Origin of the sequence: Actinomadura hibisca NBRC 15177 (assembly GCF_001552635.1) — a bacterium.
In the GTDB taxonomy this organism is placed as follows: Bacteria; Actinomycetota; Actinomycetes; order Streptosporangiales; family Streptosporangiaceae; genus Spirillospora; species Spirillospora hibisca.
Window position 1 is genome coordinate 22367 of the sequence record NZ_BCRO01000046.1, and the last position, 26688, is coordinate 49054.

A 26688-nucleotide genomic window follows, 5' to 3' on the forward strand; every position below is an offset into this window, starting at 1 on the left:
GGAGCCGAAGGCTCTGCCCTAACCCCACCTTCACTGCGCGTTCACCTGCTCGATCGTCACGCTCTTGAACCCCAGCGCCTTCAGCATGTTCGTCAGCGTCTGCTTGGTGTTCTGGTCGGCGCGCTCGCGCAGGCCGCTCTCAGTAGCCGCGGTCTGGATCTTCTGCCCGGCCAGCACGTAGAGCTGCTGCTGGTCGTTGGGGTTGCTGCTGAAGAAGTCGCCGACGCGGTTCAGCAGCCCCCGCTGCGCCTGGAAGACGTAGCTGCGCTTGGGGTCCAGGTTGGTGGGCTCCAGTTGCGCGCGCGGCACGCGGACCGTCGCGGCCGTGCGGTCGGCGTTCACCGTGATGGCGCCGGAGCCGAGCTTGGAGAAGTCCACGTAGGCGTCCACCGACCCGTTGCCCACGAACAGCGTGCGCTGGCCGCGCACCGAGTCCGGCAGCCACTTGGCGTCCTTCTCCAGGTCGACGATCACCTGGTAGTTGCCGCTGGCCGCCTCGAAGCGGGACATGTCGCGGATGGACTGGAGGAGCACCGGGCCGCTGCGGTCCTTGGTCTCCTCGGCGAAGGGGTTCAGCCAGCCCGGCAGCAGCCGCAACGTCTGCTGCGCCAGCAGCACGACGGCCACGGTGGCCACGACCAGCAGCAGGGCGGTGCGCAGACCGCGCCGCCGGTCGATGCCCGGCGGGGCGGGGGCCGGCGCGGGTTCGGGCGCGGGCTCGGTGGCCTTGTCGGCGGCGGGGCGCTTGCCTGAGCGTGCCATGCAAGGGGCATTCCCCGCAGAACGGCGCCCTCACCTCACCGCGCGGTGCGGAACCGCCGGAAACCCGCTGTGAGCAGTGCCATAGTCCCGGTCGAAACCCCGGCGGGGTGCCGGTACGTTGGTCGGCCGTGGACATCGTGCGTTCCTTCCGTCTCGTCTCGGTCGTCGAGGCGATCTCGTTCCTGTTGCTGCTGCTGGTCGCCATGCCGCTGAAGTACGTGGCCGACGTGCCCCAGGTGGTGTCGATCGTGGGGCCGATCCACGGCGTGTTGTGGATGGCCTACGTGGCGCTGGTCTTCCTGGTCCGCGGGCCGCTGGCCTGGGACGGCACGCGCACGCTGCTGGCGCTGGTCGCGTCGGTGCTGCCGGTCGCGCCGTTCTACGTCGAGCGCAAGTGGACCGAGCGTCCCGCCGAGCGGGCCCAGCAGCCGGCCTAGCCTTCCCCGGAACTCCTGCGTGGCCGCGGCCGACTGGGGGGTCTGGCTGTGGTCATGCAGGAAACCTCAACGGTCTTCCGGCCGCGCCTTCACGGGCGCGGCCTTCGTCTTTCCCGGCTGTTTCCGCGCCGGGGCGCGGAAGTCGGCCGGGCCCAGCCTGCACGTCCGGTAGCGCGGGTAGCGGGCGGTCAGCCAGGTGCGCCGCCCGTCCTCCGACAGGGCCGCGAAGCGGCGGGCCGCGCGGGTGTCGGCGATCTCGGGCGGGCGCTGCCCGAGCAGCCAGGCGTCCACCAGCGCGCGGTACTGGGCGGGCCGCCCCGTGCAGGTGGGCGCCGTCACCAGGCCGCCGGCGATCTGCTGGACGACCCGCGTCTGGTAGCCGGCCGGCAGCTCGTCGTCCAGGTGCACGGCGGCCACCCCGCCCGCCACCCCGGCCGGTTCGGCGGCGGGCCGCTGCTCGACCCGGGTGAACTCGCCGGGCGTCCCGGTCAGCCGGGTGGCCAGCGGTGTCACCGCCGCCGACAGCGTCGGCAGCGCCGCCCGCAGCGCCGGGTGCACGCACACCGTCAGCGGCCACTCGCGGCAGACGCGCGCGGTCGGCACGGCCGCCGCCGCTTCGCCGCCGGACGCCTCCAGCCGCACGGTGGCCAGGCCCGAGACCGCCAGCGCCGCCGCCAGCGGCACGATCGCCGGGGACCGCCGCGTCATCCACGCCACGTGCCCGCACACCAGCGCCGCGACCAGCCCCAGCGACCACGCGGTCTGCCATGCCAGCACCTCGGTGCGCAGCGTGGTGAACAGCTCGACGCGGCCGAGCGCGGCGGGCGGCAGCAGGCTCAGCCAGGACCCGTCCGGCGCGCGCAGCGCCGCCCACGACCCGGTCGCCGCGCCCACCAGCGGCGGGGTCGCCGGGCGCGGCACGGAGCGGCCCACCAGGTACCCGGCCACCACGTGCAGCACCAGCGCCGCCGCGCCCGACAACATCCCCAGCGGGTTCGGGCGGCCCGCCTCCAGCCGGGACATCGTCTCGAACACGACCACCGTGGTGACGACGCCGTAGGCGACCAGCGCCGCCGCCGACAGCAGCAGCAGGTCGTGCAGCGAGCCGGTGGCGGGGGAGCGCGGGGTGAGGTCGCGCAGGTAGTCCAGCCGCCGCTCGCGCAGCGCCGCCCACGCCGACAGCGCGGCGGCGACCGGGCCCAGCGTGCGCACCGCGTCGGCCAGCGCGACCACCGAGTTGTCCCAGTAGCCGATGCCCGGCACCAGCGACAGCCAGGCGGGCACCACCCCGATCCCGGCCAGCACGGGCACCGCGACCAGTAACGCCGTTCGACGGGCGTCCAGCCGGAGCACCTGTCCGAGTTCAGCCACCAGCACTGCTTCCGGCCGCCAGCAGTTCCAGGCCCGCGCTCATGCGCGCGCGCAGGGGGCGGAGCCGTTGGATGACGGCGGACCGTTCAGGGGCGGGTCGTTCAGCGTCGGACCGTTCCGATGCGGGCCGGACGGGCGACGCGGCGGGACGGCGGGCCTGCGCGGCGGCGGCCCGGTCCTGCGCCGGGGCGTGCTCGGGCAGCTCGGTCAGCCTGCCCCGGTCCAGCGTGAACAGGCGGTCGCACCAGCCCGCGAGCGCCTCGTCGGTGTCGGCCACCACGACGGCGGGCGCCATGGTGCGGACCACCGGCACCAGCTCGGCGGCCGCGGCGGGGTGCGCGGCCAGCTCGCCGAACGGGTCGTCCAGCAGCACCAGCTCCGGCTCGTGCACGCAGGTCGCCGCCAGCCCGGCGCGCAACCGCACGTCCGGCGGCAGCAGCGCCAGCTCGATAGCGGCGGCCTCGGTCAGGTCGAACCGTTTCAGCACCTCCCGCACCTGCGGTTCGCGGACCCTTTTGTAGTACGCCGCATAGCGGACGAACTCGCCCGCCGTCATGTTCTCCGCCCAGGAGAATTTCCCCGGCAGATAACCGATCCGCGCGCGTACGGCGCGCAGCCCGGTGGAATTCCCGACGTCATGGCCGAGAATCTCAAGCGCGCCGGTTTGTGGCCGGCGCAAGGTCGCGAACGTGGCAAGCAGAGTGGACTTTCCGGCCCCAGGTTGACCGGCCAGGCCGACCACGCCTTCGGTGATCCCGAAGGCCACCGGGCGCAGGAGCCACCGCCCCCCGCGGCGGACCCCCATCCCTCTGGCCACGATCGCGGAATGGTCCGCGATCATTTGTTACCCCCCGTTATTCGCCTGAGATCGCGCCGGTCATGAGTACCGGGCCGGTGGCTTTTCCCCGCCACGCGCCGCCCGTCCGCCCGGCCGGGTCTCCCTGCGGAGATCCGGCGTCGTCCCTCTTTGTCGTCGCGTCAGGCATCGACCTCGTGACTATAACCAGCCTTGGTGTTCGCTGTCAGCCCGCTTTTGCCGTTGTCCGGGAAGGCGCGATTCTTTGCCTCACCGAAAGGGAGGGAATTCACGGGTTGTGCCGCTCTGTCCGTCCGGTCCGCGACTCCGCCTCCCCTGCGCGCGCGAGGCGGACGCGCGAAGTACGCCGTCGGGCCGCCTCCCGGTGCCGCTCCGCTCCCAGCGGACGCGCGCACGGGCGAGGGGGACGATGAGGCAGGATGGAGCCATGTCTTCTCGGGACTTTTCGTTGCACGGGGCCATCGACCTGGGAGCCCGCCAGGCGGCCGCTAAGAAGCAGCAGGAACGCCAGGCGCGGGCGCAGTCCGGCGGGCCGCCCGCCGCCGCCGCGGGCGCGGCCGGGCCCGCCGTCATGGACGTCACCGACCAGACCTTCGGCACCGAGGTCGTGGAGCGGTCGAAGACGGTGCCGGTGCTGGTCGACTTCTGGGCCGACTGGTGCGGCCCGTGCAAGCAGCTCGGCCCGATCCTGGAGAAGCTGGCCGCCGAGGCGGCGGGCAAGTGGGTGCTGGCCAAGGTCGACATCGAGGCCAACCCGCAGCTCAACGCCTACATGCAGCAGATGGGCGTGCGCGGCATCCCGTTCGTGGCGGTCGTGGTGGCCGGCCAGCTGCTGCCGTTCCTGAACGGCGCGGCGCCCGAGCCGCAGATCCGCGACGCCATCGACCAGCTCTTCGACGCGCTGCGCAAGGAGGGCATCCTGCCCGAGGGCTTCGACGACGCCCCCGTCGCCGAGCCCGGCGAGCCGCAGCCCACCGCCGACCCGGTGTACGCCGCGGCCGAGGACGCGCTGCGCGCCGGTGACCTCGACGGCGCCCGGACCGCCTTCCAGGCCGTGCTCGACGCCGACCCGGCCGACGCCCACGCCAAGGTGAGCCTCGCGCGCATCGACCTGGCCCTGCGCGTGCGCGCGATCGACGCCGAGCGGGTGCTCACCGAGGCCGAGGAGCGCCCCTTGGACGTGCCGCTCCAGATCCAGGCCGCCGACGTGGAGATGGTCTCCGACTACGTGGACCACGCCTTCGACCGGCTGCTGAAGGCCGTGCGCGGCACCGCCGGCGACGACCGCGACGCCGCGCGCAAGCACCTGCTCGCGCTGTTCGAGGCGCTGCCCGCCGACGACCCGCGCGTCGGCAAAGCCCGCCGCTCGCTCCAGTCAGCTCTGTTCTAGCCGCCCTGTTCTAGTCCATCCGCCCCGTGAAGGCCGCTGCGAGATCGTCCCCGATCCGGGGGCGGTCTCGCGGTCGTTATGTCGCAAAACGGGCATCATGCCCGCATGAGCGCTCGCGTCGTGACGATCTCGGCCACGTTCGGCGCGGGCGGCGCCGTGCTCGGCCCCGCCGTCGCCGCACGGCTCGGCCTGCCGTTCGTGGACCGGGCGATCCCCGTGGCGGTCGCGGCCGAGATCGGTTGCTCGCTGGAGGAGGCCCTCGCCCACGACGGCCGCGCCGAGAGCGGGCTCGGCCGCGTCCTGGCGGGCGCGGCGCGGCTGCCCGGCGTCAGCTTCGGCGGCATGGACGTGCACGTGCCCGACCAGGTGATCGTGCCCGAGGAGGAGTTCGTCGCCCGCACCGAGCAGATCATCGCCCGCACCGCCGACGCGGGCGGCGGGGTGCTGCTCGGCCGGGCCGCCGCGCTGGTGCTGGCCGACCGCGGCGACGCGCTGCACGTGCGGCTGGACGGCCCGCGCGCGCGGCGTCTGGAACGTGCCGCCGCGACGGGCCCGGACGGGACGCCCCAGCGGGAGGTTGAGCGTATGCTCGATGCCAACGACCGCGCCCGCGCGGCCTACGTGAAGCATTTCTACGGGGCCGATCCCGCCGATCCCCGGCTCTACCACCTCGTGATCGACACCACCCGGGTGCCCGAGCCCGCCGCCGTGGAGATCATCGTGACCGCGGCGCGCGCGGTCTGAGCCGCCGCGGAGCCGGGCCACGGTCCCCGGCGCACCGCTCCCGCGTGGGACGATGCGGGCGGTACAAGGACGTACCCGGGAAGAAGGAGCAAGTCGTGGCCAGCGTGCCCAGCGTGTCGTACTCCATCACCGTCCGGCTGGAGGTCCCCGCCGGCGGCAAGGCCGTCAGCCAGATCACCCACGTGGTCGAGAACGCCGGCGGCATCGTCACCGCGCTCGACGTCAACACCGCCGGCCACGAGGTGCTGCGCATCGACGTCACCATCGCCACCCGCGACACCGAGCACGCCGAGGCCATCGCCGCCGCGCTGGAGACGTTGTCCGACATCAAGATCCACAAGGTCAGCGACCGCACCTTCCTGATGCACCTGGGCGGCAAGATCGAGATGCAGTCGAAGGTGCCGCTGCGCACCCGCGACGAGCTGTCGATGGCCTACACGCCCGGCGTCGCGCGGGTGTCGCTCGCCATCGCGCGCAACCCCGAGGACGTGCGGCGGCTGACCGTCAAGCGCAACAGCGTCGCGGTCGTCACCGACGGCTCGGCGGTGCTCGGCCTCGGCAACATCGGCCCGGAGGCCGCGCTACCGGTGATGGAGGGCAAGGCCGCGCTGTTCAAGCGCTTCGCGGGCATCGACGCCTGGCCGATCTGCCTGGACACCCAGGACACCGACGAGATCGTCCGGACCGTGCAGATCCTGGCCCCCGCGTTCGGCGGCATCAACCTGGAGGACATCTCCGCGCCGCGCTGCTTCGAGGTCGAGGCGCGGCTGCGCGACCTGCTGGACATCCCGGTCTTCCACGACGACCAGCACGGCACCGCGATCTGCGTGCTGGCCGCCCTCACCAACGCGCTGCGCGTGGTCGGCAAGGACATCGGGCGGGTGCGCATCGCGATGGCGGGCGCGGGCGCGGCGGGCACCGCGATCCTGAAGCTGCTGCTGCACGCCGGGGCGCGCGACGTGGTGGTCTGCGACTACCGGGGCGCGGTGCACCGGGGCCGCGACGACCTGGACGACTCGCTGCGCTGGATCGCCGACCACACCAACGCCTCCGGCTACGCGGGCGACCTGCGCGGCGCGGTCAAGGACGCCGACGTGTTCGTCGGGGTGTCGGCCCCCGGCATCCTGAACGGCGACGACATCGCGACCATGCGCGACGACGCGATCGTGTTCGCGCTGGCCAACCCGGAGCCGGAGGTGTCGCCGGACGAGGCCCGCGAGCACGCCGCCGTGGTCGCGACCGGCCGCAGCGACTACCCGAACCAGATCAACAACGTGCTGGCCTTCCCCGGCGTCTTCCGCGGCCTGCTGGACGCGCAGGCCAACGGCGTCACCCAGGACATGCTGCTGGCGGCGGCCAAGGCGCTGGCGGGCGTGGTGACCGACGACGAGCTGGGCCCCAACTACATCGTGCCGAGCGTGTTCCACCCGGACGTGAGCCCGCGGGTGGCGGGCGCGGTCCGCGAGGCGGCCGGCGGCCGTCCGCGCACGGAGGCGTAGGGCCGGGTCACAGGCGGCGGGTCGGGGAGCACCAGTCTCCCCGGCCGCTGCCGGGCCAGAGCCAGCCCCAGAACAGCAGCACCGCGCCGCCGGCGAGGCCGCCGAGGGCGGTGAGGACGCGCAGGGAGCCGTCGGTGCCGGGGCCGGTGTGGGGCAACTTGTCGGGCGTCCCGCCGCCGTGGGCGCCGCCTGCGTCGTTTTCGCCCCCGCCGTCCTTGCTGGCGCCGTCACTTCCGCCGCCCGTGCCGCCGCCTTCGTCCTCCCCGGACTCCTCGTCCGGCGCGGTGGAGCTGTCGCAGTCGGCGGTCCGCACGACCGACGCGATCGTGCGGCCCTCCGAGCGCACCACCACGCGCGTGCGCTCGTCCTCGCGGAGCTGCGCCAGCCCGTTGATCACCTTGTCGGCCTGGACCCGCTCGGTGCGGATCTCCCGGTCGTTCTGGAGCAGCGTGTACGTGCGCGCCCGCCCGGTGTCGTTGACGACGGTGACCGCCACCTGCCGCTGCGGGCAGCGCACCTCGCCGACCGTCGCCGACAACCCGGCGGGCGACGGCGTGGGCGTCGCAGCCCCGAGCGCGGCGGACGCCGCCAGCGCGAGCAACAGCACGGATTGACCCCCGAAGTAGGACGGAAAGGCCGTCTCACCGGTTTCCTGACCCTTCAGGGGGCAACCGAACACCAAGGGCCGGTCGAGAAACGCACGGGTTCCCCGACCGGCCCTGGACGCTCGTCACTCGCCGCCGCGCTTGCCCGCGGTCAGCGTCTTGTCCCGGCGGCGCGGCCAGATCCCGCCGTACCAGAAGATGATCAGGCCGGTGACCATGGCGGCGGCGCCGGTGGCGGTCCGCGCCCACAACACCGTGTCGTCGGCGCCGGTGTGCGGCAGCTCGTCGCGCGGCGTCCGGCTCGGCGCCGGGGTGGCCTTCTTCTTGCAGTTGGCCGTCCGGTACTGGGTGCGCAGCGGCTCGTTCTTCCAGGTCACCTGGATCTGGGTGCGCCGGTCCTCGCGCAGCGTGACGGTGGTGGACCGGGTCGCGCCCGCCGCGACCCGGCTCGGCACCGACGCCGAGCCGTCGTCGCGCACGATGGCGAAGTCCTCGGCCTGCGACCCGGAGTTGCGCACGGTGATCTCGACCGTGCGGGCGGGGCAGAGCACGTTCCCGACCGTCACCGACAGCGGCTGCACCGGCTGCGGGGGCCGGGTGGTGGTCCGCGTCGGCGCGGGCGTCGGCGGCTTGGTGGTCGCGCTGGGCGACGGCGAGCGCGTCGGCGGCGCGGTGGTGCGCGTCGGGGCGGGCGAGGACCGTCCCGTGCTGCCCGACGGCGACGGTGACGGCGTCGGCGCGGACGTGGTGGCGGTCGGTGCGCCGGAGGCGCGAGACTCACCGGTCGCCTTCATCAGGGCGGGGATCGCGATCAGCGCCCCGATGACGAAGAACACGGCGGCGATGACGACCCTGGGCAACTGCATCGCGTCCTCCCCGGCCCGCCGGCGCGCGTTGGGGGGCGCGCGCCGTCCGGGCGGCCGATGGTCCTAGATCATTCTTAACCTAGGTCCGTCTTGTGCCGATATCCCCAGCGATAGGAATGCGTAACAGGCTAACGAGCGGGGGGACGTGCCGCCGGAGGTCCGCGCAACGCATGATGGAGACCATGGAAGACGGCATCAGGGTCGGGCTGCTGCTGGTGGCGACCCCGCAGCTCGACGACCCCAACTTCAGACGCAGCGTCGTCCTGGTGGTCGAGCATGACCACGACGGCGGCACGCTCGGGGTTGTCCTCAACCGGCCGACCGAGGTCCCGGTGGACCGGGTGCTGCCCCCGTGGGCCGAGCTGGCGACCGGCCCGCCGGTCGTCTTCCAGGGCGGACCGGTGGCCCTGGACAACGCGCTCGCCCTGGCCCGCCTGCCCGGTGAGGACGAGCCGCTGGGCTGGCGCGCCCTGGACGGCGGCTCGGAGGTGGCCCGGGTCGGCCTGGTCGACCTGGACGCCCCGCCCGCCCTGCTGGCCCCCGAACTGCTCCAGCTGCGCGTGTTCGCCGGCTACGCGGGCTGGTCGGCCGGGCAGCTGCGCGCCGAGATCGAGGACGGCTCCTGGTACCTGGTGCCCGCCGAGGCCGGCGACGTGTTCGCCGGCGACCCCGAGCGCCTGTGGCAGGAGGTGCTGCGCCGCCAGGGCGGCGACCTGGCCTTCGTCTCGACTTTCCCCGACGACCCCACGCTGAACTAAGGGAGCGGGGAGGCAGGCGGATGATTGTGGGGCATTCGCCAGCGCGTTCGACTCTCATCACCTAACGTGGTGGCCATGTCACACGTGACGGCATTCCGGTTCACTCTTGCGCCGACCCCGGCGCAAGAGGCGTTGCTGCGTACTGCCGGGGGCGCCGCGCGCCTGACTTACAACACCTTGCTCGCGCTCGTGAAAGAGCGCTTGGACGAGCACCATGAAGATCCGGACGTGCGGGTGCCGTGGTCGGCGTTCGATCTGATCAACGCTGCCAACCATTGGAAGCGCACCGCGTTGGTGCAGGCGATCGACCCGGCCACCGGTCAGCCCTGGCATCGAATGATCCCGGCGCTGGTCCTGGAGGAGGCCGCCGTGGATCTGGCTCACGCTCTCGCCGCGTTCACCGCCTCCCGCGCCGGTCGTCGCGGCGGCTCCAGGGTGTGCTTCCCCCGCTTCAAGAAGAAGCACGCCACGCCTTACAGCTTCCGTGTTCGGAACCGGAACGGCTGTGTCGTCGTGGGCGTTCCGGGACACCCACGTTCATTGCGGTTGCCCAAGTTGGGCGTGTTCAGCGTTCGTGAAGACACCCGCAAGCTGCGTCGGATGTTGCGTCCCGGCCCGGCGGAGGCGGCACGGGCGAGGATCTGCGCGGTGACCGTGCGGCGACGTCGCGACAGGTGGGTCGCGGTGGTGACCGTGCGGGCCGCCGACCTGCACCCGTCCGTCCGGCATCCCGAAACCACCGAGGGGCCGGCCGGATGGACCGGAGTGGACATGGGCCTGGTCGACCTGGTCGTGGCCGCCGACGAGCACGGCGTCGAGCAGACCCGTGCCCCTGTGCAGCGCGCGCGGCCTGACCCTGGATCGAGACCTGAACGCCGCCGTCAACCTCGCCTGTTATGGGCGCGACCTCGAACGTCTGGGCCGAGGCCCCAGCCCAGACCCCGGACCCGCAAGCAGCAGGCCGGGATAACAACGCCTGACCGTGGCCCCGGGCACGTCACCGGCACCGCCCCTTAGCGGATGGACGCCGCCGTGGCCCGGAGCCGACACGGCAGGAACCCCTGTCACCACTCCGAGACCGGAGGCGGGGACGGTGGGATCTCCGAGAAGGAGGCTGTCCGTCAAGCCCCAGGGAGGGCCCAAGGACAGGTTGTAAGGTGTTGACGTGAGCACGAAGATCCTTCCCGACGGCGATCTCCAGCAGGACACTCGCCCGGACCTGTCGCACGGCGACGGCGACCACGAGCGGTTCGCCCACTACGTCAAGAAGGCCAAGATCACCGAGAGCGCGGTGACCGGCACGCCGGTGGTGGCGCTGTGCGGCAAGATCTGGGTGCCCAACCGCGATCCCAAGAAGTACCCGGTGTGCCCGGAGTGCAAGGAGATCTACGAGGGCATGAAGAAGGGCGGCGACGGGGACGGCGACAAGAAGTAGCGCCGCCCTCCCGGCCGGGCGCGTGCCGCGCGGGCCGAAGCCGGGCCGAACCTTGAGGTGATCTTGTGCCCGATCGGGAACGATCGGGCACGAGATCACGACGCTTTTCGCTTCCGGGGGACTCATGGAACGGGCCATCGCGGCTTCGCTGTGCGCACTGTCGGCTACCTTCTGCATCGCCGCCGCTTCGTGGGGTGACCATTCCGCAGGGCCGACGGCCCGCCCGGGCGTCGCCGCCGCTCGTGACTGCGTCGACCCGCCCCTCGCCGGACGCGGCGCGCACGCGGCCTCCAACGCGCGCTCGACGCGCGGCGAAAGCGTGCGGCGCGACGGTGCCGACCTCGACCGTCACGAGGTGCTCGCCATGCTGGACGACCTCCGCCGCACGATGCGCGACCGCCTCGGCATCGACGACGAGTCCCTCCTCGACCTCGGCCGCCTGTTCCCCGGCCAGCGCCGCACCGGCCGCATCGAGATCCCCGTCCGCTTCCACGTCATCGCCGACGGCGCCGCGGGCGCGCTGCCCCGCGCGGCGGCCGAGCGGCAGGTCGCCACGCTCGACGACGCCTACAGCGGCCGGACGGGCGGGGCCGACGTCGGCGTCAGCTTCCGGCTCGTCTCCTACGAGGTGACCGACAACGCCCGCTGGTTCCGCGAGCCCGAGCGGTACGAGGGGGAGCTGAAGACGGCGCTCCACCAGGGCGGGCCCGATACGCTCAACCTCTACAGCGCCGCGGTCGGGGCCGACGTGCTGGGCTTCTCCACCTTCCCCCAGTGGTACCGCAAGAAGCCGGCCTGGGACGGAGTGGTCGTCGACTACCGCAGCCTGCCGGGCGGTTCCTACCGCAACTTCGACCGCGGCTACACGGCGGTGCACGAGACCGGACACTGGCTCGGGCTGTTCCACACCTTCGAGAACGGATGCGAGCCGCCCGGCGACGGGATCGACGACACGCCCTACGAGGCGGAGCCCGCCGAGGGCTGCCCCTCCTACAAGGACACCTGCTCGCAGCCCGGGTCCGACCCGGTGCACAACTTCATGAACTACGGATGGGACGACTGTATGCAGGAGTTCACGGCGGGTCAGGCGCGTCGCGTCCGCACCGTGTGGGCCGCCTATCGCGCGGCCAAACCGAATGTGAGGAAGGCCCCCTTGGCGGCCGGTGGGGCGCGAACTGTCGGTGGGGCTGGGTAGCCTTCGATGACCGTGAGCACCTTCGCCGCACCGGACATGCCCCCCGCCTTCCCGCAGAAGGCCGCCTGGGGCACCGCGTCGTCCCTGCGCGCCTGGCAGCAGCAGGCGCTGGAGGCGTACTTCGGATCAGACGGACAGCAGCCCGGCCCGCGCGACTTCCTCACCGTGGCGACGCCGGGCGCCGGTAAGACGACCTTCGCGCTGCGGCTGGCGCGCGAGCTGCTGGACCGGCGCGTCGTGCAGCAGATCACGATCATCTGCCCGACCGAGCACCTGAAGCGGCAGTGGGCCGAGTCGGCGAGCCGCGTCGGCATCAAGATCGACCCCGAGTTCCAGAACGGCCAGGGCAAGGTCGGCGCCGACTTCGACGGCATCGCCGTCACCTACGCCACCGTGGCGGCCCGGCCCGCGCTGCACCGCAACCGCACCGAGATGCGCAAGACGCTGGTCGTCTTCGACGAGGTGCACCACGCGGGCGACGGCCTGTCGTGGGGCGACGCGGTGCGCGAGGCGTTCGAGCCCGCCGCCCGGCGGTTGTCGTTGTCGGGCACGCCGTTCCGCACCGACATCAACCCGATCCCGTTCGTGCAGTACGAGGAGGGGCCCGACGGCATCCGCCGCAGCCGCGCCGACTACACCTACGGGTACGGCCCGGCGCTGGCCGACGGCGTCGTCCGGCCGGTCATCTTCCTGGCGTACGCGGGCGAGATGCGCTGGCGCACCCGGGCGGGCGACGAGATCACCGCGACGCTGGGCGAGCCGCTCACCCAGGACCAGATGTCGCAGGCGTGGCGGGCCGCGCTCGACCCCAAGGGCGAGTGGATGCGCCAGGTGCTGACCGCCGCCGACCGGCGGCTCAGCGAGCTGCGCCGCGCCATCCCCGACGCGGGCGGCCTGGTGATCGCCACCGACCACGAGACGGCCCGCGCCTACGCCAAGATGCTCCGCGCGGTCTGCGGCCAGGGCGCCACCATCGTGCTGTCGGACGACCCCACCGCGTCCAAGAAGATCAAGGCGTTCAGCGAGACCGAGGACCGCTGGATGGTCGCGGTCCGCATGGTGTCGGAGGGCGTCGACATCCCGCGCCTGGCGGTCGGCGTGTACGCCACCTCCACCAGCACGCCGCTGTTCTTCGCGCAGGCCATCGGCCGTTTCGTGCGTGCGCGCAAGCGCGGCGAGACGGCGTCGGTGTTCCTGCCGTCGGTGCCGACGCTGATGGGCCACGCCGCCGAGATGGAGACCGAGCGCGACCACGTGCTCGACCGCCCGGTCCGCGAGGACGGCCTCGACGACGACCTGCTGGCCGACGCCAACCGGCAGAAGGACTCGCCCGACGCGGTCGGCGAGGAGTTCGAGTTCGAGACCGTCGAGGCGTCGGCGACCTTCGACCGCGTGTTGTACGACGGCGGCGAGTTCGGGATGCAGGCGCAGCCGGGCTCGGTCGAGGAGGAGGAGTTCCTCGGCATCCCCGGCCTGCTGGAGCCCGACCAGGTGAGCCAGCTGCTGCGCAAGCGGCAGGCCGCGCAGATCGCCAGCGAGCGCAAGCGCAAGACCGGCGACCCCCGCCAGGACCGCACCACCGCCGAGGACCTGCACGCCCTCCGCAAGGAGCTGAACGGCCTGGTCGGCGCGTGGAGCCACCGCACCGGGCAGCCGCACGGCGTGATCCACAGCGAGCTGCGCCGCACCTGCGGCGGCCCGCAGCTCGCCCAGGCGTCCGGCGAGGAGGTCCGCGCCCGCATCGCCAAGATCCGGGAGTGGGCCACCAAGCGCCGCGGTTAGCGGCTCAGGGCCCGGACTGCTCGGGCCGGGAGCCGCTTGACGCCGGATCAAGAACCGGAGCAGCCCGGGGCTGAGACCACTCGGGCTCAGCCTCGGGCTGCTCGACGCCGGATCAAAGCTGCTCGGGCCGAGTCCGGGGCTGCTCGACGCCGGTTCGGGGTTATTCGGTGCGGGCCAAGGCGGCGATGCGGCGGACGATCTCCTCCGCGGGCGCGTCGATCGGGACGCGCACCACCGGCTCGTCGGGGGCGGGCGGCTCCAGGTCGCGGAACTGGCTGTCCAGCATCTCCGGCTTGAAGAAGTGCCCGGAGCGCGCGGAGATCCGGCGGGCGATCAGTTCCTTGTCGCCGTCCAGGTACACCAGCAGCACCCGTTCCCGGCCGCCGGTCAGCAGGTCGCGGTAGGAGCGCTTGAGGGCCGAGCAGGTCACCACGCCCGGCGCGCCCGCCGCCAGCCGCCCGTCGATCCACGCGCCGATGGCGTGCAGCCACGGCCGCCGGTCGGCGTCGGTCAGCGGCGTGCCCGCGCGCATCTTGGTGATGTTGGCGGGCGGGTGGAAGTCGTCGGCCTCGGCGTACTCCCAGCCGAGCCGCTCGGCCAGCAGTTCGCCCACGGTGGTCTTCCCGCTGCCGGACACGCCGGTCACCACCACGACCAGCGGGGGTTTCTGGTCGTCTGCCATGTCAGGACCCGACGATGGGGTCACCGGTGAGCGTCACGCCCTCCTCCTTCAGTTGCGTCAGCGCGCGGTCCATCGTGTCGGGCGCCACCCCGGCGGTCAGGTCCAGCAGCACGGTGGTGTCCAGGCCCGCGCGGGCGGCGTCCACGGCGGTGGCGCGCACGCAGTGGTCGGTGGCGATCCCGACGACGTCCACCGCCGTCACCCCGCGCTCAGCCAGCCAGTCCGCCAGCGGCACGTCGTCGTCGGTGACGCCCTCGAACCCGCTGTAGGCGGCGGTCTCGCGGCCCTTGCTGAACACGACCTCGATCGGCGCCAGCGCCAGGTCGGGGTGGAAGTCGGCGCCGGGCGTGCCGATCACGCAGTGCGGCGGCCAGGAGTCCACGTAGTCGGGCGTCTCGGCGAAGTGGTCGCCGGGGTCCAGGTGGAAGTCCCGGGTCGCCACGACGTGCGCGTACTCCGGCCGGTGTGCCGCCACGTACGCGGAGATGGCGGCGGCCACCCCGGCGCCGCCGGCCACCGCGAGCGATCCCCCCTCGCAGAAGTCGTTCTGCACATCAACGATGATCAGAGCCTTGCCCATGATCGCTCCTAGATCCGGTTCCCCGGTATGTCCCCGAACATCCCGGACGCTACCCCAGCGGAACGGACCGGTCACCCGGCCCGCGGGGCCGCTCAGCGGCGCGGGCCGCCGTCGGTGAACTCGGTCGGCAGGGCGGGCTCGCCCCGCGACAGTTGCAGGGCCGTCACCGGCAGCTCCCGCACCGCCGCCCGGTGCCGCTCGCGGGCCGCCTCCAGCGGCTCGCGCCCGACGATCTCGCCCGCGCGCACCAGCGGCACCTGGAGCAGCCGGTCCCGCGCGCCCGGCACCGGCTCGCCGGTGCTGACCACCTCGGCGCAGGCGGTGCCGTGCCCGTCGATCCGCCGCACCGCGCTCTTGCGGCCGCCCCGGCTGGGCTTGCCGGTGGAGCGCTTGGCGACCGGCCGCATCGGCGCGCCCGGCGCGGGGCCGTCGGCGCGCGCCACCAGCTTGTAGACCAGCGACGCGGTCGGCGCGCCCGACCCGGTGACCAGCGAGGTGCCGACGCCGTAGCCGTCCACGGGCGCGGCGGCCAGCGCGGCGATGCCGTACTCGTCCAGGTCGCCGGTGACCACGATGCGGGTGTCGTGCGCGCCCAGCGCGTCGAGCTGCTCGCGCACCTGCCGGGCGACCGCGCCGAGGTCGCCGCTGTCGATGCGGACCGCGCCGAGGCCCGGTCCGGCCAGCTCGACGGCGGTGCGCACCGCGCGCTCGACGTCGTAGGTGTCGACCAGCAGCGTGGTGCCGTCGCCGAGCGAGTCGAGCTGCGCCCGGAACGCGTGCCGCTCGCTGTCGTGCAGCAGCGTGAACGCGTGCGCGCTGGTCCCGGCGGTGGGCACGCCGTAGCGGCGGCCGGCGGCCAGGTTGGAGGTGGTGGTGAAGCCCGCGACGTAGGCGGCGCGGGCGGCGGCGACGGCGGCCTGCTCGTGGGTGCGCCGCGACCCCATCTCGATCAGCGGGCGGTCGAGGGCGGCGTGGCTCATCCGGGAGGCCGCCGCGGCGATCGCGCAGTCGTGGTTGAGGATCGACAGGACGACCGTCTCCAGCAGGACGGCCTCGGCGAAGCTGCCCTCGACCGTCAGGATCGGGGAGTCGGGGAAGTAGCAGTCGCCCTCGGCGTAGCCCCAGACATTTCCGGAGAAACGGTACTTCTCCAGCCATTCCGCGGTCGGCGTGTCCACCACGCCGCGCCCGGTGAGGAACTCCAGGGCCGCCGCGTCGAAGGTGAACGCCTCGATCGCCTCCAGCACCCGGCCGGTGCCCGCGACCACGCCGTAGCGCCGCCCGGCCGGCAGGTGCCGGGCGAACACCTCGAACACCGCCCGCCGCTCGGCCGTGCCGCTGCGCAGGGCGGCCTGGAGCATCGTCAGTTCGTACTGGTCGGTCAGCAGTGCCGTGCCGTCGCCATGGTCCACAGCTGCACAGCCTAGGACCTGCGGCGCGCGGGCGAACGGGCAGGTCGGGCCGCGTCCGCGCCCATCATGATCACTTTTGCCGGGGCCCGGCGGCCCGGCCGGTGGCCCGGCCCCGGGGCCGGGGCGAATAGCATCGGATCCAGAGGGCGGAGCGAGTCTGCGGAAGGGGGACGCGGGACCATGACCGCGCCTGCGCCGGTCGAGCTCGACCGGCCGGACACCGAAGAGGACCAGAGCGCCGACCGGCCGTGGCTGGCGATCGTGTGGAACGACCCGATCAACCTGATGTCGTACGTGACCTTCGTGTTCCAGACGGTGTTCGGGTACTCCAAGGCCAAGTCCGAGAAGCTGATGCTGGACGTCCACCACAAGGGCCGGGCCGTGGTGGCCAACGGCACCCGCGAGGAGATGGAGCGCGATGTGGAGATCCTCCACTCCTACGGGTTGTGGGCGACCGTGAAACGGGACGACTGAGGACGATGAGCAGCGTCAAGAAGGTCAGGAGGGGCGGCCCCGGGGCCGTGGAGGTGCGCCTGGAGCCCGAGGAGGCGGCGCTGGTCCGCGCGCTGATGGGGCAGCTCCAGGAACTGCTGGGCGACCCGCCGGACGCCGGGGACGAGCTGGCCTCGCTCGGCATCGCCGAGTCGGCCGCCAAGTCCGACGACCCGGTGCTGGCCCGGCTGTTCCCCGACGCCTACCGCGACGACGGCGAGGCGTCGGGGGAGTTCCGCCGCTACACCGAGATGGGGCTGCGCGAGGGCAAGCGCGAGGCCGCCGACATCGTGCTGGGCTCGCTGGGGGAGGAGACGCCCGGCGCGTCCGGCCAGGTGCGCGCGGTGCTGGACCGCGACCAGGCGCAGGCGTGGCTGAAGGCGCTCAACGACGTGCGGCTGGCGCTCGGCACCCGGCTGGACATCACCGAGGACTGGTACGACGAGGCCGCCGGGCTGGACCCCGACGACCCGAGGCTGGCGATGTTCGCCGCCTACGACTGGCTGACGATGCTCCAGGAGAGCATCATTCGTAGCGTTCATTGAGTCGAAGCCCAGGGGGCTCGCCTGGCGGCTCGCCCCCTGACTTCGCCTTGGCGAGTGCCACATCGCTTCGCGATCCGGCCCGGCGGGGCTCGCCTTCGGCCTTGCCCCACCAGGCCGGTTAGTCACTCGCGTGACGGCTGAGGCCGCTGGGAACCATGTCCGGGGGGCGGGGTTCAGAGTCGTGCGCGATTCATAGCCATTACGCGATGTCCGGTCCCCCTCGCGGTGGGTGTTGGTACTTTGGCGTCGAGCGTTCTCTGCAAGGGGCCGCGGTCCGTCTCCGGTGCGGGCGGTGGTCCGGTCGGGAGGTTCGCGTGTCGGATTCCGGTGCCGGTGAGCGTCCGGGCACGTCCCCGGGCGTGTCCTACCCGTCCGGCGAACGTCCCGCCACCCTGCGGGAGGCCGCCGCCGCCCGATCCGCGCCCGTCCGCGTGCCCCGCACCGGTCCCGACGCGGTGATCCCCGTCGGCGACGTCGTCCCCGGCGACCACCTCTGCCTCATCTACGACTCCGACGCCGAGCGCTACGCCGTGCTGGCCGCCTACCTCCGCGACGGCCTGGCCGCCCGCCACCGCGTGCTCTACCTCGCCGACGAGGACGACCCCGACGCCGTGCTCGCCCGCCTGTCGGCGGCGGTGGCCGCCTCCGGCGTGCCCGGCACCGCCCGGCTCGACCTGCGGGCCGCCGCCGACGCCGGAGACCTGGTGATCCGCCCCATCGTGGACGCCTTCCTCGCCACCGGCGGCTTCGACCCCGACGCCGGGGCCGCGACGCTGGCCGCCGAGATCGACCGGGCGCGGGCGCAGGGCTACGCGGGCACCCGCATCACCGGCGAGACCTCGTTCTCGCTGCGCGGCTGGCCCGGCGGCGACCGGCTGGCCGACCTGGAGCGGCAGGGCCGCCCGGGGCGCGCCCCTCGCTTCCGCGCGATCGCGCTGTGCCAGTACGACCGGCGCTGGTTCCCGCCCGACCGGCTGCGCGCGCTGGCGTCCTGCCACGACGGCCGCGTCCGGGTCGACGACCTGTACGACGACGGCGTGCTGCGCATCACCCCCATGTTCACCCCCTACGGCCTGCGGCTGGCGGGGGCGATCGACGAGTCCACGCTGCCGCCGCTGCGCGACGAGATCCGCCGCGCGGCCGGCCGCGCCGGGCACTTCTGCCTGGACCTGTCGGACCTGGAGTTCTGCGATCTGGCCGGCCTGCGGCTGCTGGCCGGCACCGGCACCGGCGGCCCCGGACGGCAGGTGCTGTTGCGCGGGATTCCGGACTACCTTGAACTGATGATGCGCATCGGCGGCTGGGACGTGACTCCCGGCCCGCCCAGGCAGGGGGCGCCCCGATGAAAGCGGCACGACCTCTCGGCGGCGCGTCCGCCGACCCGTCGCCCGGCATGATGGCCGCGCCGGTGCACACCGCGCACGAGGGCGGCACCCTGGTGCACCGGGCGCTGCTGTACCGCTCGCCCGAGCAGTTCACCACCGTCGCCGGACGGTTCCTCCAGGACGGCGTGACGAGCGGGGACGCCACCGTCGCGATCGTCTCGCCCGCCGTCGCCGAGATGTTGCGCGAACGGCTGGGCGACGGCGCCGGGCCGGTGGAGTTCGTGGACGCCGGGTCCTGGTACACCGCGCCGGTGCAGGCGATGGCGAAGTACTACGAGCGCACCGCCCGCGACTGGTGGCCGCAGGGGCGGTTGCGGGTGCTGACCGAGCCGGTCTGGGACGGCCGCAGCGAGCTGGAGGTCCGCGAGTGGTTGCGGCACGAGGCCGTCGTGTCCCGCGCCCTGGCGGCCACCCCGACCACCATGATGTGCGCCTACGACGCGGTCCGCCTGCCGTCGGGGATCGTGGCGGCCGCCGCCCGCGCCCACCCCGAGCTGGCCGACGCCGACACCGTCCGGCCCAGCCCCCGCCACGCCGACCCGGCGCTGTTCTACGCCGAGTGCAACGCCCACCCGCTCGACCCGCCGCCGCTGTCGGCCGCGCGCCGCGCGTTCGCGGCGGGCGAGCTGCCGATGTTGCGCACCTTCCTGAACGCCGAGGCCGCCCGGCTGGACCTGCCCGAAGAGCAGATGTTGCCGTTCGTGCTGGCGGTCAACGAGGTCGCCACCGTGATCATCCGCGAGGGCGGCGGGTACGGCGCGGTGTGGGTGTGGTCGCACGACGGCGAGCTGGTCTGCGACATCACCGATCCCGGCGGGCGGCTGCCCGACCACTTCCTCGGCCACCTGCCGCCCGCCCCGCACCAGACGGCCGAGGCGACGTTCTGGGCGGTGCGGCGGTTGTGCCACATCGTGGAGATCCGCTCCGGGGAGGGGCCGGACGGCGGCGTGGGCTTCCGGGGCGTGGACGCGGGCACCCGCGTGCGCGTCCACATGCTGCTGCGCTGACGCCCACTGGCACGGTCCGCCGGCACGGCTCGTCGGCATGGCCCGTCAGCGCGGCTCGCCCGCACCGGCGTGGCCTCCGTCGCACCGGCCACGCCCCCTCCGGACGGGGCGCGCAGGGGCGGTAGCCTGCGCTCATGCTGACGATCGAGCGTGCCCTGGTTGATCAGATCGTCGCGCACGCGCGCGCCGACCACCCCGACGAGGCCTGCGGCGTCATCGCCGGCCCGGTCGGGTCCGACCGGCCCACCCGGTACGTCCCGATGGCCAACGCCGAGCGGTCCCCGACCTTCTACCGCTTCGACTCCCTGGAGCAGCTCAAGGTGTGGCGGGAGATGGACGACCGCGACGAGGAGCCCGTGGTGATCTACCACTCGCACACCGCGACCGAGGCCTACCCGTCGCGCACCGACGTCTCCTACGCCGCCGAGCCGAACGCGCACTACGTGCTGGTGTCCACCCGCGACGCGGAGGAGGACGAGTTCCGCTCCTACCGCATCGTGGACGGGGTGATCACCGAGGAGGAGGTCGTCGTGGTCGACTCCTACGGGGACGCGGCGGCCTCGGCCTGACCAGGGCCGGGGCGCACGGGAGCGGGGCCGGGACGGATCGGTAAACTGATGGCCATGTGGACGAGCGGGAGCGGGACGGGCGCACGGCGCCGTCCGCCGGTCCGCGTGTCCCCGGTCCAGAGCTTCCTGTTCGGGCATTCGCGCGCCGAGGTCGTCTACGACTGTCGCTGACGCGCCGACCCCAGCCCGGAATTCCCCCATGCCCCGCCCGGTTTCACCAGTGACCCCGTGGGCGGGGAGCCCTTACGACCCTGTGCTCGCACGCCGAGCAGGCAAGGAGATCATCGCCATGGCGATCGAGGTCCGCATTCCCACCATCCTGCGCACCCTCACCGATGGCGCCAAGGCCGTCGAGGGCAAGGGCGGCACGCTCGACGAGCTGTTCGCCGACCTGGACGTGCGCCACCCCGGCCTGCGCGACCGGCTGGTCGACGCCAAGGGCCTGCGCAAGTTCGTCAACGTCTACCTCAACGACGAGGACGTGCGCTTCCTGGGCGGCCTGGAGACCGAGGTCGCCGACGGCGACAACGTCACCATCCTGCCGGCCGTCGCCGGCGGCTGAGTCCCGGAACCCGTGCCGATGCGTTTCGACTCGCTGCTGGACTCCCTGGGCCGCACCCCGCTGGTCGGCCTGCCCCGGCTGTCGCCGAGCCCCGAGGTGCGGCTGTGGGCCAAGCTGGAGGACCGCAACCCGACCGGTTCGGTGAAGGACCGGCCCGCCTTCTACATGATCGAGAAGGCGGAGAAGGACGGGGTGCTGGCCCCCGGCCGCACCATCCTGGAGCCCACCTCGGGCAACACCGGCATCTCGCTGGCCATGGTCGCCAAGTTGCGCGGCTACCGCATGGTCTGCGTGATGCCGGAGAACACCTCCGCCGAGCGGCGCCAGCTGCTGGAGATGTGGGGGGCGGAGATCATCCCGTCCCCGGCGGCGGGCGGCTCCAACGAGGCCGTGCGCGTGGCCAAGAAGCTGGCGGCGGAGAACCCCGACTGGGTGATGCTCTACCAGTACGGCAACGAGGCCAACGCGCGGGCGCACTACGAGACCACCGGTCCCGAGCTGCTGGCCGACCTGCCGGAGATCACCCACTTCGTGGCCGGGCTCGGCACCACCGGGACGCTGATGGGCGTCGGCCGCTACCTGCGCGAGCAGCGGCCCGACGTCAGGATCGTCGCGGCCGAGCCGCGCTACGGCGAGCTGGTCTACGGCCTGCGCAACATCGACGAGGGCTTCATCCCCGAGCTGTACGACGAGTCGGTGCTGACCACCCGCTTCTCGGTGGGGTCGGCCGACGCGCTGCGCCGCACCCGGCAACTCCTGGAGCAGGAGGGCGTCTTCGCCGGGATCTCCACCGGCGGGGCGCTGCACGCCGCGCTCGGCATGGCCGCCAAGGCGGTCAAGGCGGGCGAGCGCGCCGACATCGCGTTCGTGGTGGCCGACGGCGGCTGGAAGTACCTGTCCACCGGCGCCTACGCGGGCACGCTGGAGCAGGCCGAGGCGCGCCTGGAAGGCCAGCTCTGGGCGTGACCGCCCCGTCCCGCCCCGTTCCACCCGGTCCGCTCATGATCGCGATCGGGTGGGCGGGGTAGGCTGCGTACTCGAACGTGATTCTAGAACGTCCCGGGAGAGTGCGGATGAGCAGGTTCGGCGACGCGACCGCCGTCAAGCGGGTCGACGAGGGGCGCTACGAGGTCGAGCTGGACCCCGGCTTCGGGTTCGCCGAGGCGATCAACGGCGGCTACCTGATGGCGGTGCTGGGCCGCGCCGCCGTCGACGCGTCCCCGCACGCGCACCCGATCGCGACCGCGACGAACTTCCTGCGCGTGGCCAAGCCCGGCCGCGCCGAGATCGTCGTGGACGCCCGCAAGACCGGCCGCACCGCCGCCACCGCGCTGGTGTCGCTGGTGCAGGACGACCGTCCCGTGGTGGACGCCCTGATCACCACCGGCACGCTGGACGCCGCCGTCGAGCCCTCCTTCGCCGGCGCGACCCCCGAGCCCGCCCTGCCGCCGCTCGCCGACTGCCTGGACTTCGACAAGGGCCGCGACGACCTGCGCGAGCAGGACCGCGGCTTCGCCGACCGCGTGGACATGCGCTTCGACCCGGCCACGATGGGCTGGCTGGACGGCAACCCCAGCGGCCGCCCCGAGGTGCGCGCCTGGTTCCGGCTGCGCGACGGCTACGAGCCCGACGCCTACGCCCTCGCGCTCGCGGTGGACGCGCTGCCGCCGGTGGCGCTGAACGCCGGGGCCAAGGGCTGGTCGCCGACCGTCGAGCTGACCTGGCACATGCGGGCCGTGCCCGCGCCCGGCTGGCTGGCGGTGCACGGCGACGGCCGGCTGATCGCCGACGGCTGGTTCGACGAGAACGTCGAGGTGTGGGACTCGGCCGGCCGCCTGGTGGCACAGAGCCGCCAGATCGCCCGCCTGGGGCGAGGCCCGGCGGCGTAGGCGCCGCGGGCCCGGCGGGCTGACCCGAGGGCGGGCGCGTCCCCCCGGAAAGTGTCCGGTTTCACGAATGTGACCATGTGATGTCGGCCGCATGACGCGCAGCCATCCCGCGTTCTCGCCTAGCCTTATGGACCATGCCAGCGTCCTCAGCGGAGGTGGGCCCCCGCACGCCCGGGGCCTCGCCCGACCCGCGGTCCCAGGCCCCGATCGGGGTGTTCGACAGCGGTTTCGGCGGCCTCACCGTGGCCCGCGCGATCTTCGACCAGCTGCCGGACGAGCCGATCCTCTACCTGGGCGACTCGGCCCGCCAGCCCTACGGCCCGCGCCCGATCGCGCAGGTGCGCGCCTACGCGCTGGAGATGCTGGACGAGCTGGTGGCCGAGGGCGTGAAGATGCTGGTCATCGCCTGCAACAGCGCGTCGTCGGCGATGTTGCGCGACGCCCGGGAGCGCTACGACGTCCCGGTCGTCGAGGTGATCAACCCGGCCACCCGCCGGGCCGCCCGCACCACCTCCACCGGCCGGGTCGGGCTGATCGCGACCCAGGCCACCGTCACCAGCCGCGCCTACGAGGACGCCTTCGCCGCCGCCCCGCACATCGAGCTGACCAGCGTCGCCTGCCCGCGCTTCGTCGAGTTCGTGGAGTCGGGCGTCACGATGGGCGACGAGCTGCTGGACGCCGCCCGCGAGTACCTCCAGCCGATCCTGGACGCCGGGTGCGACACCCTCATCCTGGGCTGCACGCACTACCCCCTTCTGGCCGGCGTCATCTCGTATGTCGTCGGAGACGGGGTCACACTGGTCTCAAGTGCCGACGAGACCGCCAAGGACGTGTACCGGGTGCTGCGCGACCGGGGGCTGGCGCGGGCGCAGGCGTCGCCCGCGCCCCAGCACCGGTTCCGGGCCACCGGTGACCCCGAGGTGTTCGCCACCCTGGGCCGCCGGTTCCTGGGACCGAAGATCGTTTCGGTGGAGACCACCGCCGGCAAGGCTCTGACCACCTGATTCCTCGGGGGACGAAAGAGGAGGAGTGCGCGTGCGGGTCACTGTGATCGGCTGCTCCGGCAGCTACCCGGGGCCGGACAGCCCCGCGTCCTGCTACCTGGTCCAGGCGGAGGGCTACTCCCTGCTGCTGGACCTGGGCAGCGGCGCGCTGGGTCCGCTCCAGCGCCACCAGTCGTTGTACGACATCGACGCCGTGTGCGTCTCGCACCTGCACGCCGACCACTGCCTGGACCTGTGCGGGTACTGGGTGGCGCGCACCTACTGTCCGAACGGGCCGCTGCCGAAGCTGCCGGTCTACGGGCCGGCGGACACCCCGGACCGCATGGCCCGCGCCTACGACCTGGACCCCGACCCCGGCATGACCGGGACCTTCGACTTCCGCACCCTGGAGCGCACCTTCGAGCTGGGGCCGTTCCGCGTCACCACCTCGCTGATGCCGCACCCGGTGGAGGCGTTCGCGTTCCGCGTCGAGCACGGCGGCAGGGTGCTGGCCTACTCCGGCGACACCGGCCCGGCCGCCGAGCTGGTCGACACCGCCCGGGGCGCGGACCTGTTCCTGTGCGAGGCGTCGTTCCTGGACGGTCCGGGCAACCCGCCCGACCTGCACCTGACCGCCCGCGAGGCCGGCGAGCACGCCGCCCGCGCGGACGTGGGGCGGCTGGTGCTGACCCATCTGGTGCCGTGGAACGACGCCGACCGCTCCCTGGCCGAGGCCAAGGGCAGCGCCTACCAGGGGCCGATCGAGCTGGCCCACGTCGGCGCGGTCTACGACCTCTGACGGGCGCGCCGCCGGAGCGCGGGGGCACTAGGCTGGAGCGCATGTCCCGTCTTGACGGCCGCGCGCCCGACCAGCTCCGTCCCGTCCGCATCCAGCGCGGCTGGCTCGACCACGCCGAGGGCTCGGTGCTCATCGAGTTCGGCGGGACCCGGGTGCTGTGCGCCGCGTCCGTCCAGGACTCGGTGCCGCGCTGGCGGCGCGACAGCGGGCTCGGCTGGGTGACGGCCGAGTACGCGATGTTGCCGCGCGCCACCAACACCCGCAACGACCGCGAGGCCACCAAGGGCCGGGTCGGCGGGCGCACGCACGAGATCTCCCGGCTGATCGGCCGCTCGATCCGCGCCTGCGTGGACTTCAAGGCGCTGGGCGACAACACCGTCCAGCTCGACTGCGACGTGCTCCAGGCCGACGGCGGCACCCGCACCGCCGCGATCACCGGTGCCTACCTCGCGTTCGCCGACGCGGTCACCTGGATGCGCGAGCGCGGCCGGATCAAGACCGACCCGCTCACCACCTCGATCGCGGCCGTCAGCGTCGGCATCGTCAAGGGGCAGCCGATGCTCGATCTCGCCTACGCCGAGGACTCGGTCGCCGAGACCGACATGAACGTGGTCTGCACCGGCGACGGGCGCTTCGTCGAGGTGCAGGGCACCGCCGAGGGCGCGCCCTTCGACCGCGCCGAGCTGGACGCCCTGCTCGACCTGGCCGCCGCGGGCTGCGCCGACCTGACCCGTCTCCAGAAGGAAGCGCTGGGCCGTTGAGCACCATCGTTCTGGCCACCCGCAACGCGGGCAAGGTCGCCGAGCTGCACCGCATCCTGTCCGGCATCGAGGTCGTCGGGCTGGAGGCGTTCCCGGACGCCCCCGAGGTGCCCGAGACCGAGCTGACCTTCGAGGGCAACGCCCTGCTGAAGGCCCGCGCCATCGCCGCCCACACCGGCCTGCCCGCCGTCGCCGACGACTCGGGCCTGTGCGTGCGCGCCCTGAACGACATGCCGGGCGTGTTGTCGGCGCGCTGGTCGGGCCGGTTCGGCGCGGGCGACGCCGACCGCGCCAACCTGGAGCTGGTGCTCGACCAGCTGGCCGACGTCGCCGAGGACCGGCGCGCCGCGCACTTCGTCTGCGCCGCCGTGCTGGTGGTGCCGGGCGGCCCCGAGCACGTGGTGGAGGGCCGCATGCACGGGCGCGTCATCGACGCCCCGCGCGGCACCGGCGGCTTCGGCTACGACCCGATCTTCCTGCCGGACGGCCACGACCGCACCAGCGCCGAGCTGACCGCCGAGGAGAAGGACGCCATCAGCCACCGCGGCCGCGCCTTCCGCGCGCTGGCCGAACTGATCCCGCAGGCGATCGAGGCGGCCCGCCCGCGCTAGCGCCGAGCCGGTCCCGCAGGCCACCGGGGCCACTCTTCTGTGCTGGTCCCACAGCTCATCGAGGTTGTCCGGCCGTGCTGGTTAGGATGGCGCGATGCCGAGTGAAATCCTCCTTTCTCTGCTGATCCTCGGAATCGCGGTGGTGATGCTCGTGTGGGGCGAACGGTCGAAGCGCGCCGCCCGTGCGCGGCGCGAGGAGCTGTTCGGCAAGGGAGCCGTGCCGGGCGCCGGGATGCCGCCGCACGTCGAGGCGCGGGCGCTCGAACTGATCTCCCAGGGCCTGCCGGTCCAGGCGGTCAAGGAGGTCCGCCAGGAGACCGGCCTGTCGCTGAAGGACGCCAAGGACTACGTGGACGCCCTCAAGGACGGCCGCCCCACGCTCGCCGCGTCCGTCGCGCCGCCCGCGCCGTGGGAGCGGGTGCCTGCCGCCGCCCGTGACCGGGCGGCGCGCCTGCTCGCCCAGAACAGGAAGATCCAGGCCGTCAAGGAGGTCCGGGAGGCCACCGGCATGGGCCTCAAGGAGGCCAAGGACTACGTCGACGCGCTTGAGGCGGGGCGCGTGCCGCGGCCGCCGCGGCTCGACGGCTCGTTGTCGGATCGTGTCCGGGCGTTCAAGGCCGCCGAGAACCTCGCCGGGGCCGTCGCGCTGGTGCGCGCCGAGACCGGCATGAGCCGCGAAGAGGCCGAGCGGTTCGTCGACGCCCTGGACTAGCGGTGTTTCAAAGTCCCGGCCCAGGGGGCTCGCCTGGC

The 26688-nt window shown here is 73.3% G+C and carries 31 protein-coding genes; 23 read left to right on the plus strand and 8 right to left on the minus strand.

Annotated features, from left to right (window positions below; translation table 11 throughout):
* Window positions 1-30 precede the first annotated feature (30 nt).
* A complete protein-coding gene (locus AH6_RS22830; protein WP_067483160.1) occupies window positions 31-762 on the minus strand; it encodes a DUF4230 domain-containing protein in 732 nt (243 codons plus the stop codon).
* A 128-nt stretch (window positions 763-890) separates the two neighbouring features.
* Between AH6_RS22830 and AH6_RS22835 the strand changes: the two genes are divergently transcribed.
* The gene (locus AH6_RS22835; protein ID WP_067483162.1) at window positions 891-1199 is read left to right on the plus strand and encodes a DUF3817 domain-containing protein; all 309 of its coding nucleotides are present in this window, start codon (window positions 891-893) and stop codon (window positions 1197-1199) included.
* Between the two features lie 66 nt (window positions 1200-1265).
* Here AH6_RS22835 and AH6_RS22840 read toward each other — a convergent pair whose 3' ends face one another.
* Window positions 1266-2570, minus strand: a complete 1305-nt coding sequence (locus AH6_RS22840; protein ID WP_157431640.1) for a hypothetical protein — start codon at window positions 2568-2570, stop codon at window positions 1266-1268.
* The gene (locus tag AH6_RS22845) at window positions 2563-3411 is read right to left on the minus strand and encodes an ATP-binding cassette domain-containing protein (protein WP_083983350.1); all 849 of its coding nucleotides are present in this window, start codon (window positions 3409-3411) and stop codon (window positions 2563-2565) included. The genes AH6_RS22840 and AH6_RS22845 overlap by 8 nt, the downstream gene beginning before the upstream one ends.
* A 403-nt stretch (window positions 3412-3814) precedes the next feature.
* Here AH6_RS22845 and AH6_RS22850 point away from each other — a divergent pair, with 403 nt between their 5' ends.
* The 3 genes from AH6_RS22850 to AH6_RS22860 all read left to right on the plus strand — a co-directional run bounded on the left by AH6_RS22850 (window position 3815) and on the right by AH6_RS22860 (window position 7020).
* Window positions 3815-4777: a tetratricopeptide repeat protein gene (locus AH6_RS22850; RefSeq protein ID WP_067483168.1), complete on the plus strand. Its 963-nt coding sequence runs from the start codon at window positions 3815-3817 to the stop codon at window positions 4775-4777.
* 105 nt (window positions 4778-4882) lie between these two features.
* Window positions 4883-5521: a cytidylate kinase-like family protein gene (locus tag AH6_RS22855; RefSeq protein WP_067483170.1), complete on the plus strand. Its 639-nt coding sequence runs from the start codon at window positions 4883-4885 to the stop codon at window positions 5519-5521.
* Between the two features lie 95 nt (window positions 5522-5616).
* On the plus strand, window positions 5617-7020 hold the full coding sequence (locus AH6_RS22860; RefSeq protein WP_067483172.1) for an NAD-dependent malic enzyme: 1404 nt from the start codon (window positions 5617-5619) through the stop codon (window positions 7018-7020).
* Window positions 7021-7027: 7 nt separating this feature from the next.
* On the opposite strand, the gene AH6_RS22865 is transcribed toward AH6_RS22860, so the two are convergent.
* Together AH6_RS22865 and AH6_RS22870 are read right to left on the minus strand one after the other, a co-directional pair.
* Window positions 7028-7627: a hypothetical protein gene (locus tag AH6_RS22865; RefSeq protein ID WP_067483174.1), complete on the minus strand. Its 600-nt coding sequence runs from the start codon at window positions 7625-7627 to the stop codon at window positions 7028-7030.
* 123 nt (window positions 7628-7750) lie between these two features.
* Window positions 7751-8176, minus strand: coding sequence for a hypothetical protein (locus AH6_RS22870; RefSeq protein ID WP_157431641.1), 426 nt, complete (start codon window positions 8174-8176; stop codon window positions 7751-7753).
* Here AH6_RS22870 and AH6_RS22875 point away from each other — a divergent pair.
* The 6 genes from AH6_RS22875 (at window position 8145) to AH6_RS22900 (ending at window position 13661) form a co-directional block, all read left to right on the plus strand.
* Window positions 8145-8558, plus strand: a complete 414-nt coding sequence (locus AH6_RS22875) for a hypothetical protein (RefSeq protein WP_067483178.1) — start codon at window positions 8145-8147, stop codon at window positions 8556-8558. The genes AH6_RS22870 and AH6_RS22875 overlap by 32 nt on opposite strands.
* A 115-nt stretch (window positions 8559-8673) precedes the next feature.
* Window positions 8674-9249 (plus strand): YqgE/AlgH family protein, encoded by a 576-nt coding sequence (locus AH6_RS22880; RefSeq protein ID WP_067483219.1) that lies wholly within the window; start codon window positions 8674-8676, stop codon window positions 9247-9249.
* Window positions 9250-9324: 75 nt separating this feature from the next.
* On the plus strand, window positions 9325-10266 hold the full coding sequence (locus tag AH6_RS22885) for a helix-turn-helix domain-containing protein (protein WP_067483180.1): 942 nt from the start codon (window positions 9325-9327) through the stop codon (window positions 10264-10266).
* A gap of 148 nt (window positions 10267-10414) precedes the next feature.
* The gene (locus AH6_RS22890; protein ID WP_067483182.1) at window positions 10415-10684 is read left to right on the plus strand and encodes a DUF3039 domain-containing protein; all 270 of its coding nucleotides are present in this window, start codon (window positions 10415-10417) and stop codon (window positions 10682-10684) included.
* A 124-nt stretch (window positions 10685-10808) separates the two neighbouring features.
* A complete protein-coding gene (locus AH6_RS22895; protein ID WP_067483184.1) occupies window positions 10809-11879 on the plus strand; it encodes a zinc metalloprotease in 1071 nt (356 codons plus the stop codon).
* A 36-nt stretch (window positions 11880-11915) separates the two neighbouring features.
* Entirely contained in the window at window positions 11916-13661 is a 1746-nt protein-coding gene (locus tag AH6_RS22900) for a DEAD/DEAH box helicase (protein WP_067483221.1), read from the plus strand.
* Between the two features lie 160 nt (window positions 13662-13821).
* Here the strand turns inward: AH6_RS22900 and AH6_RS22905 are convergent, their stop codons facing one another.
* The 3 genes from AH6_RS22905 to AH6_RS22915 all read right to left on the minus strand — a co-directional run bounded on the left by AH6_RS22905 (window position 13822) and on the right by AH6_RS22915 (window position 16335).
* On the minus strand, window positions 13822-14343 hold the full coding sequence (locus tag AH6_RS22905; protein ID WP_067483186.1) for a gluconokinase: 522 nt from the start codon (window positions 14341-14343) through the stop codon (window positions 13822-13824).
* A 1-nt stretch (window position 14344) separates the two neighbouring features.
* Window positions 14345-14923, minus strand: a complete 579-nt coding sequence (locus tag AH6_RS22910; RefSeq protein ID WP_067483189.1) for an isochorismatase family protein — start codon at window positions 14921-14923, stop codon at window positions 14345-14347.
* Between the two features lie 92 nt (window positions 14924-15015).
* On the minus strand, window positions 15016-16335 hold the full coding sequence (locus tag AH6_RS22915) for a nicotinate phosphoribosyltransferase (RefSeq protein WP_067483191.1): 1320 nt from the start codon (window positions 16333-16335) through the stop codon (window positions 15016-15018).
* 180 nt (window positions 16336-16515) lie between these two features.
* Between AH6_RS22915 and clpS the strand changes: the two genes are divergently transcribed.
* The 13 genes from clpS to AH6_RS42645 all read left to right on the plus strand — a co-directional run bounded on the left by clpS (window position 16516) and on the right by AH6_RS42645 (window position 26650).
* The gene (gene clpS / locus AH6_RS45390; protein WP_067483193.1) at window positions 16516-16809 is read left to right on the plus strand and encodes an ATP-dependent Clp protease adapter ClpS; all 294 of its coding nucleotides are present in this window, start codon (window positions 16516-16518) and stop codon (window positions 16807-16809) included.
* A gap of 5 nt (window positions 16810-16814) precedes the next feature.
* On the plus strand, window positions 16815-17372 hold the full coding sequence (locus AH6_RS22925) for a DUF2017 domain-containing protein (protein WP_067483195.1): 558 nt from the start codon (window positions 16815-16817) through the stop codon (window positions 17370-17372).
* Between the two features lie 314 nt (window positions 17373-17686).
* The gene (locus AH6_RS22930) at window positions 17687-18718 is read left to right on the plus strand and encodes an MEDS domain-containing protein (RefSeq protein ID WP_169807892.1); all 1032 of its coding nucleotides are present in this window, start codon (window positions 17687-17689) and stop codon (window positions 18716-18718) included.
* Entirely contained in the window at window positions 18715-19764 is a 1050-nt protein-coding gene (locus tag AH6_RS22935) for an anti-sigma factor RsbA family regulatory protein (RefSeq protein WP_245679427.1), read from the plus strand. Before AH6_RS22930 ends, AH6_RS22935 begins: the two co-directional genes overlap by 4 nt.
* Before the next feature lie 134 nt (window positions 19765-19898).
* The gene (locus AH6_RS22940) at window positions 19899-20333 is read left to right on the plus strand and encodes a M67 family metallopeptidase (protein ID WP_067483201.1); all 435 of its coding nucleotides are present in this window, start codon (window positions 19899-19901) and stop codon (window positions 20331-20333) included.
* A 289-nt stretch (window positions 20334-20622) separates the two neighbouring features.
* The gene (locus AH6_RS22945) at window positions 20623-20895 is read left to right on the plus strand and encodes a MoaD/ThiS family protein (RefSeq protein WP_067483203.1); all 273 of its coding nucleotides are present in this window, start codon (window positions 20623-20625) and stop codon (window positions 20893-20895) included.
* A gap of 18 nt (window positions 20896-20913) precedes the next feature.
* On the plus strand, window positions 20914-21861 hold the full coding sequence (locus AH6_RS22950) for a PLP-dependent cysteine synthase family protein (protein ID WP_067483205.1): 948 nt from the start codon (window positions 20914-20916) through the stop codon (window positions 21859-21861).
* A gap of 107 nt (window positions 21862-21968) precedes the next feature.
* Window positions 21969-22784 carry a thioesterase family protein gene (locus AH6_RS22955; protein WP_067483207.1) on the plus strand — a complete coding sequence of 272 codons (816 nt, stop codon included), beginning with the start codon at window positions 21969-21971 and terminating at the stop codon, window positions 22782-22784.
* A gap of 134 nt (window positions 22785-22918) precedes the next feature.
* Entirely contained in the window at window positions 22919-23788 is an 870-nt protein-coding gene (gene murI / locus AH6_RS22960) for a glutamate racemase (protein ID WP_067483209.1), read from the plus strand.
* A gap of 31 nt (window positions 23789-23819) precedes the next feature.
* The gene (locus AH6_RS22965) at window positions 23820-24566 is read left to right on the plus strand and encodes an MBL fold metallo-hydrolase (RefSeq protein ID WP_067483211.1); all 747 of its coding nucleotides are present in this window, start codon (window positions 23820-23822) and stop codon (window positions 24564-24566) included.
* Between the two features lie 41 nt (window positions 24567-24607).
* Complete coding sequence (gene rph, locus AH6_RS22970; RefSeq protein ID WP_067483213.1) at window positions 24608-25327, plus strand: ribonuclease PH; 720 nt, start codon at window positions 24608-24610, stop codon at window positions 25325-25327.
* A complete protein-coding gene (rdgB, locus tag AH6_RS22975; protein ID WP_067483215.1) occupies window positions 25324-25938 on the plus strand; it encodes an RdgB/HAM1 family non-canonical purine NTP pyrophosphatase in 615 nt (204 codons plus the stop codon). Before rph ends, rdgB begins: the two co-directional genes overlap by 4 nt.
* Window positions 25939-26032: 94 nt before the next feature.
* Window positions 26033-26650, plus strand: a complete 618-nt coding sequence (locus AH6_RS42645) for a ribosomal protein L7/L12 (RefSeq protein WP_083983355.1) — start codon at window positions 26033-26035, stop codon at window positions 26648-26650.
* Window positions 26651-26688: the final 38 nt, after the last annotated feature.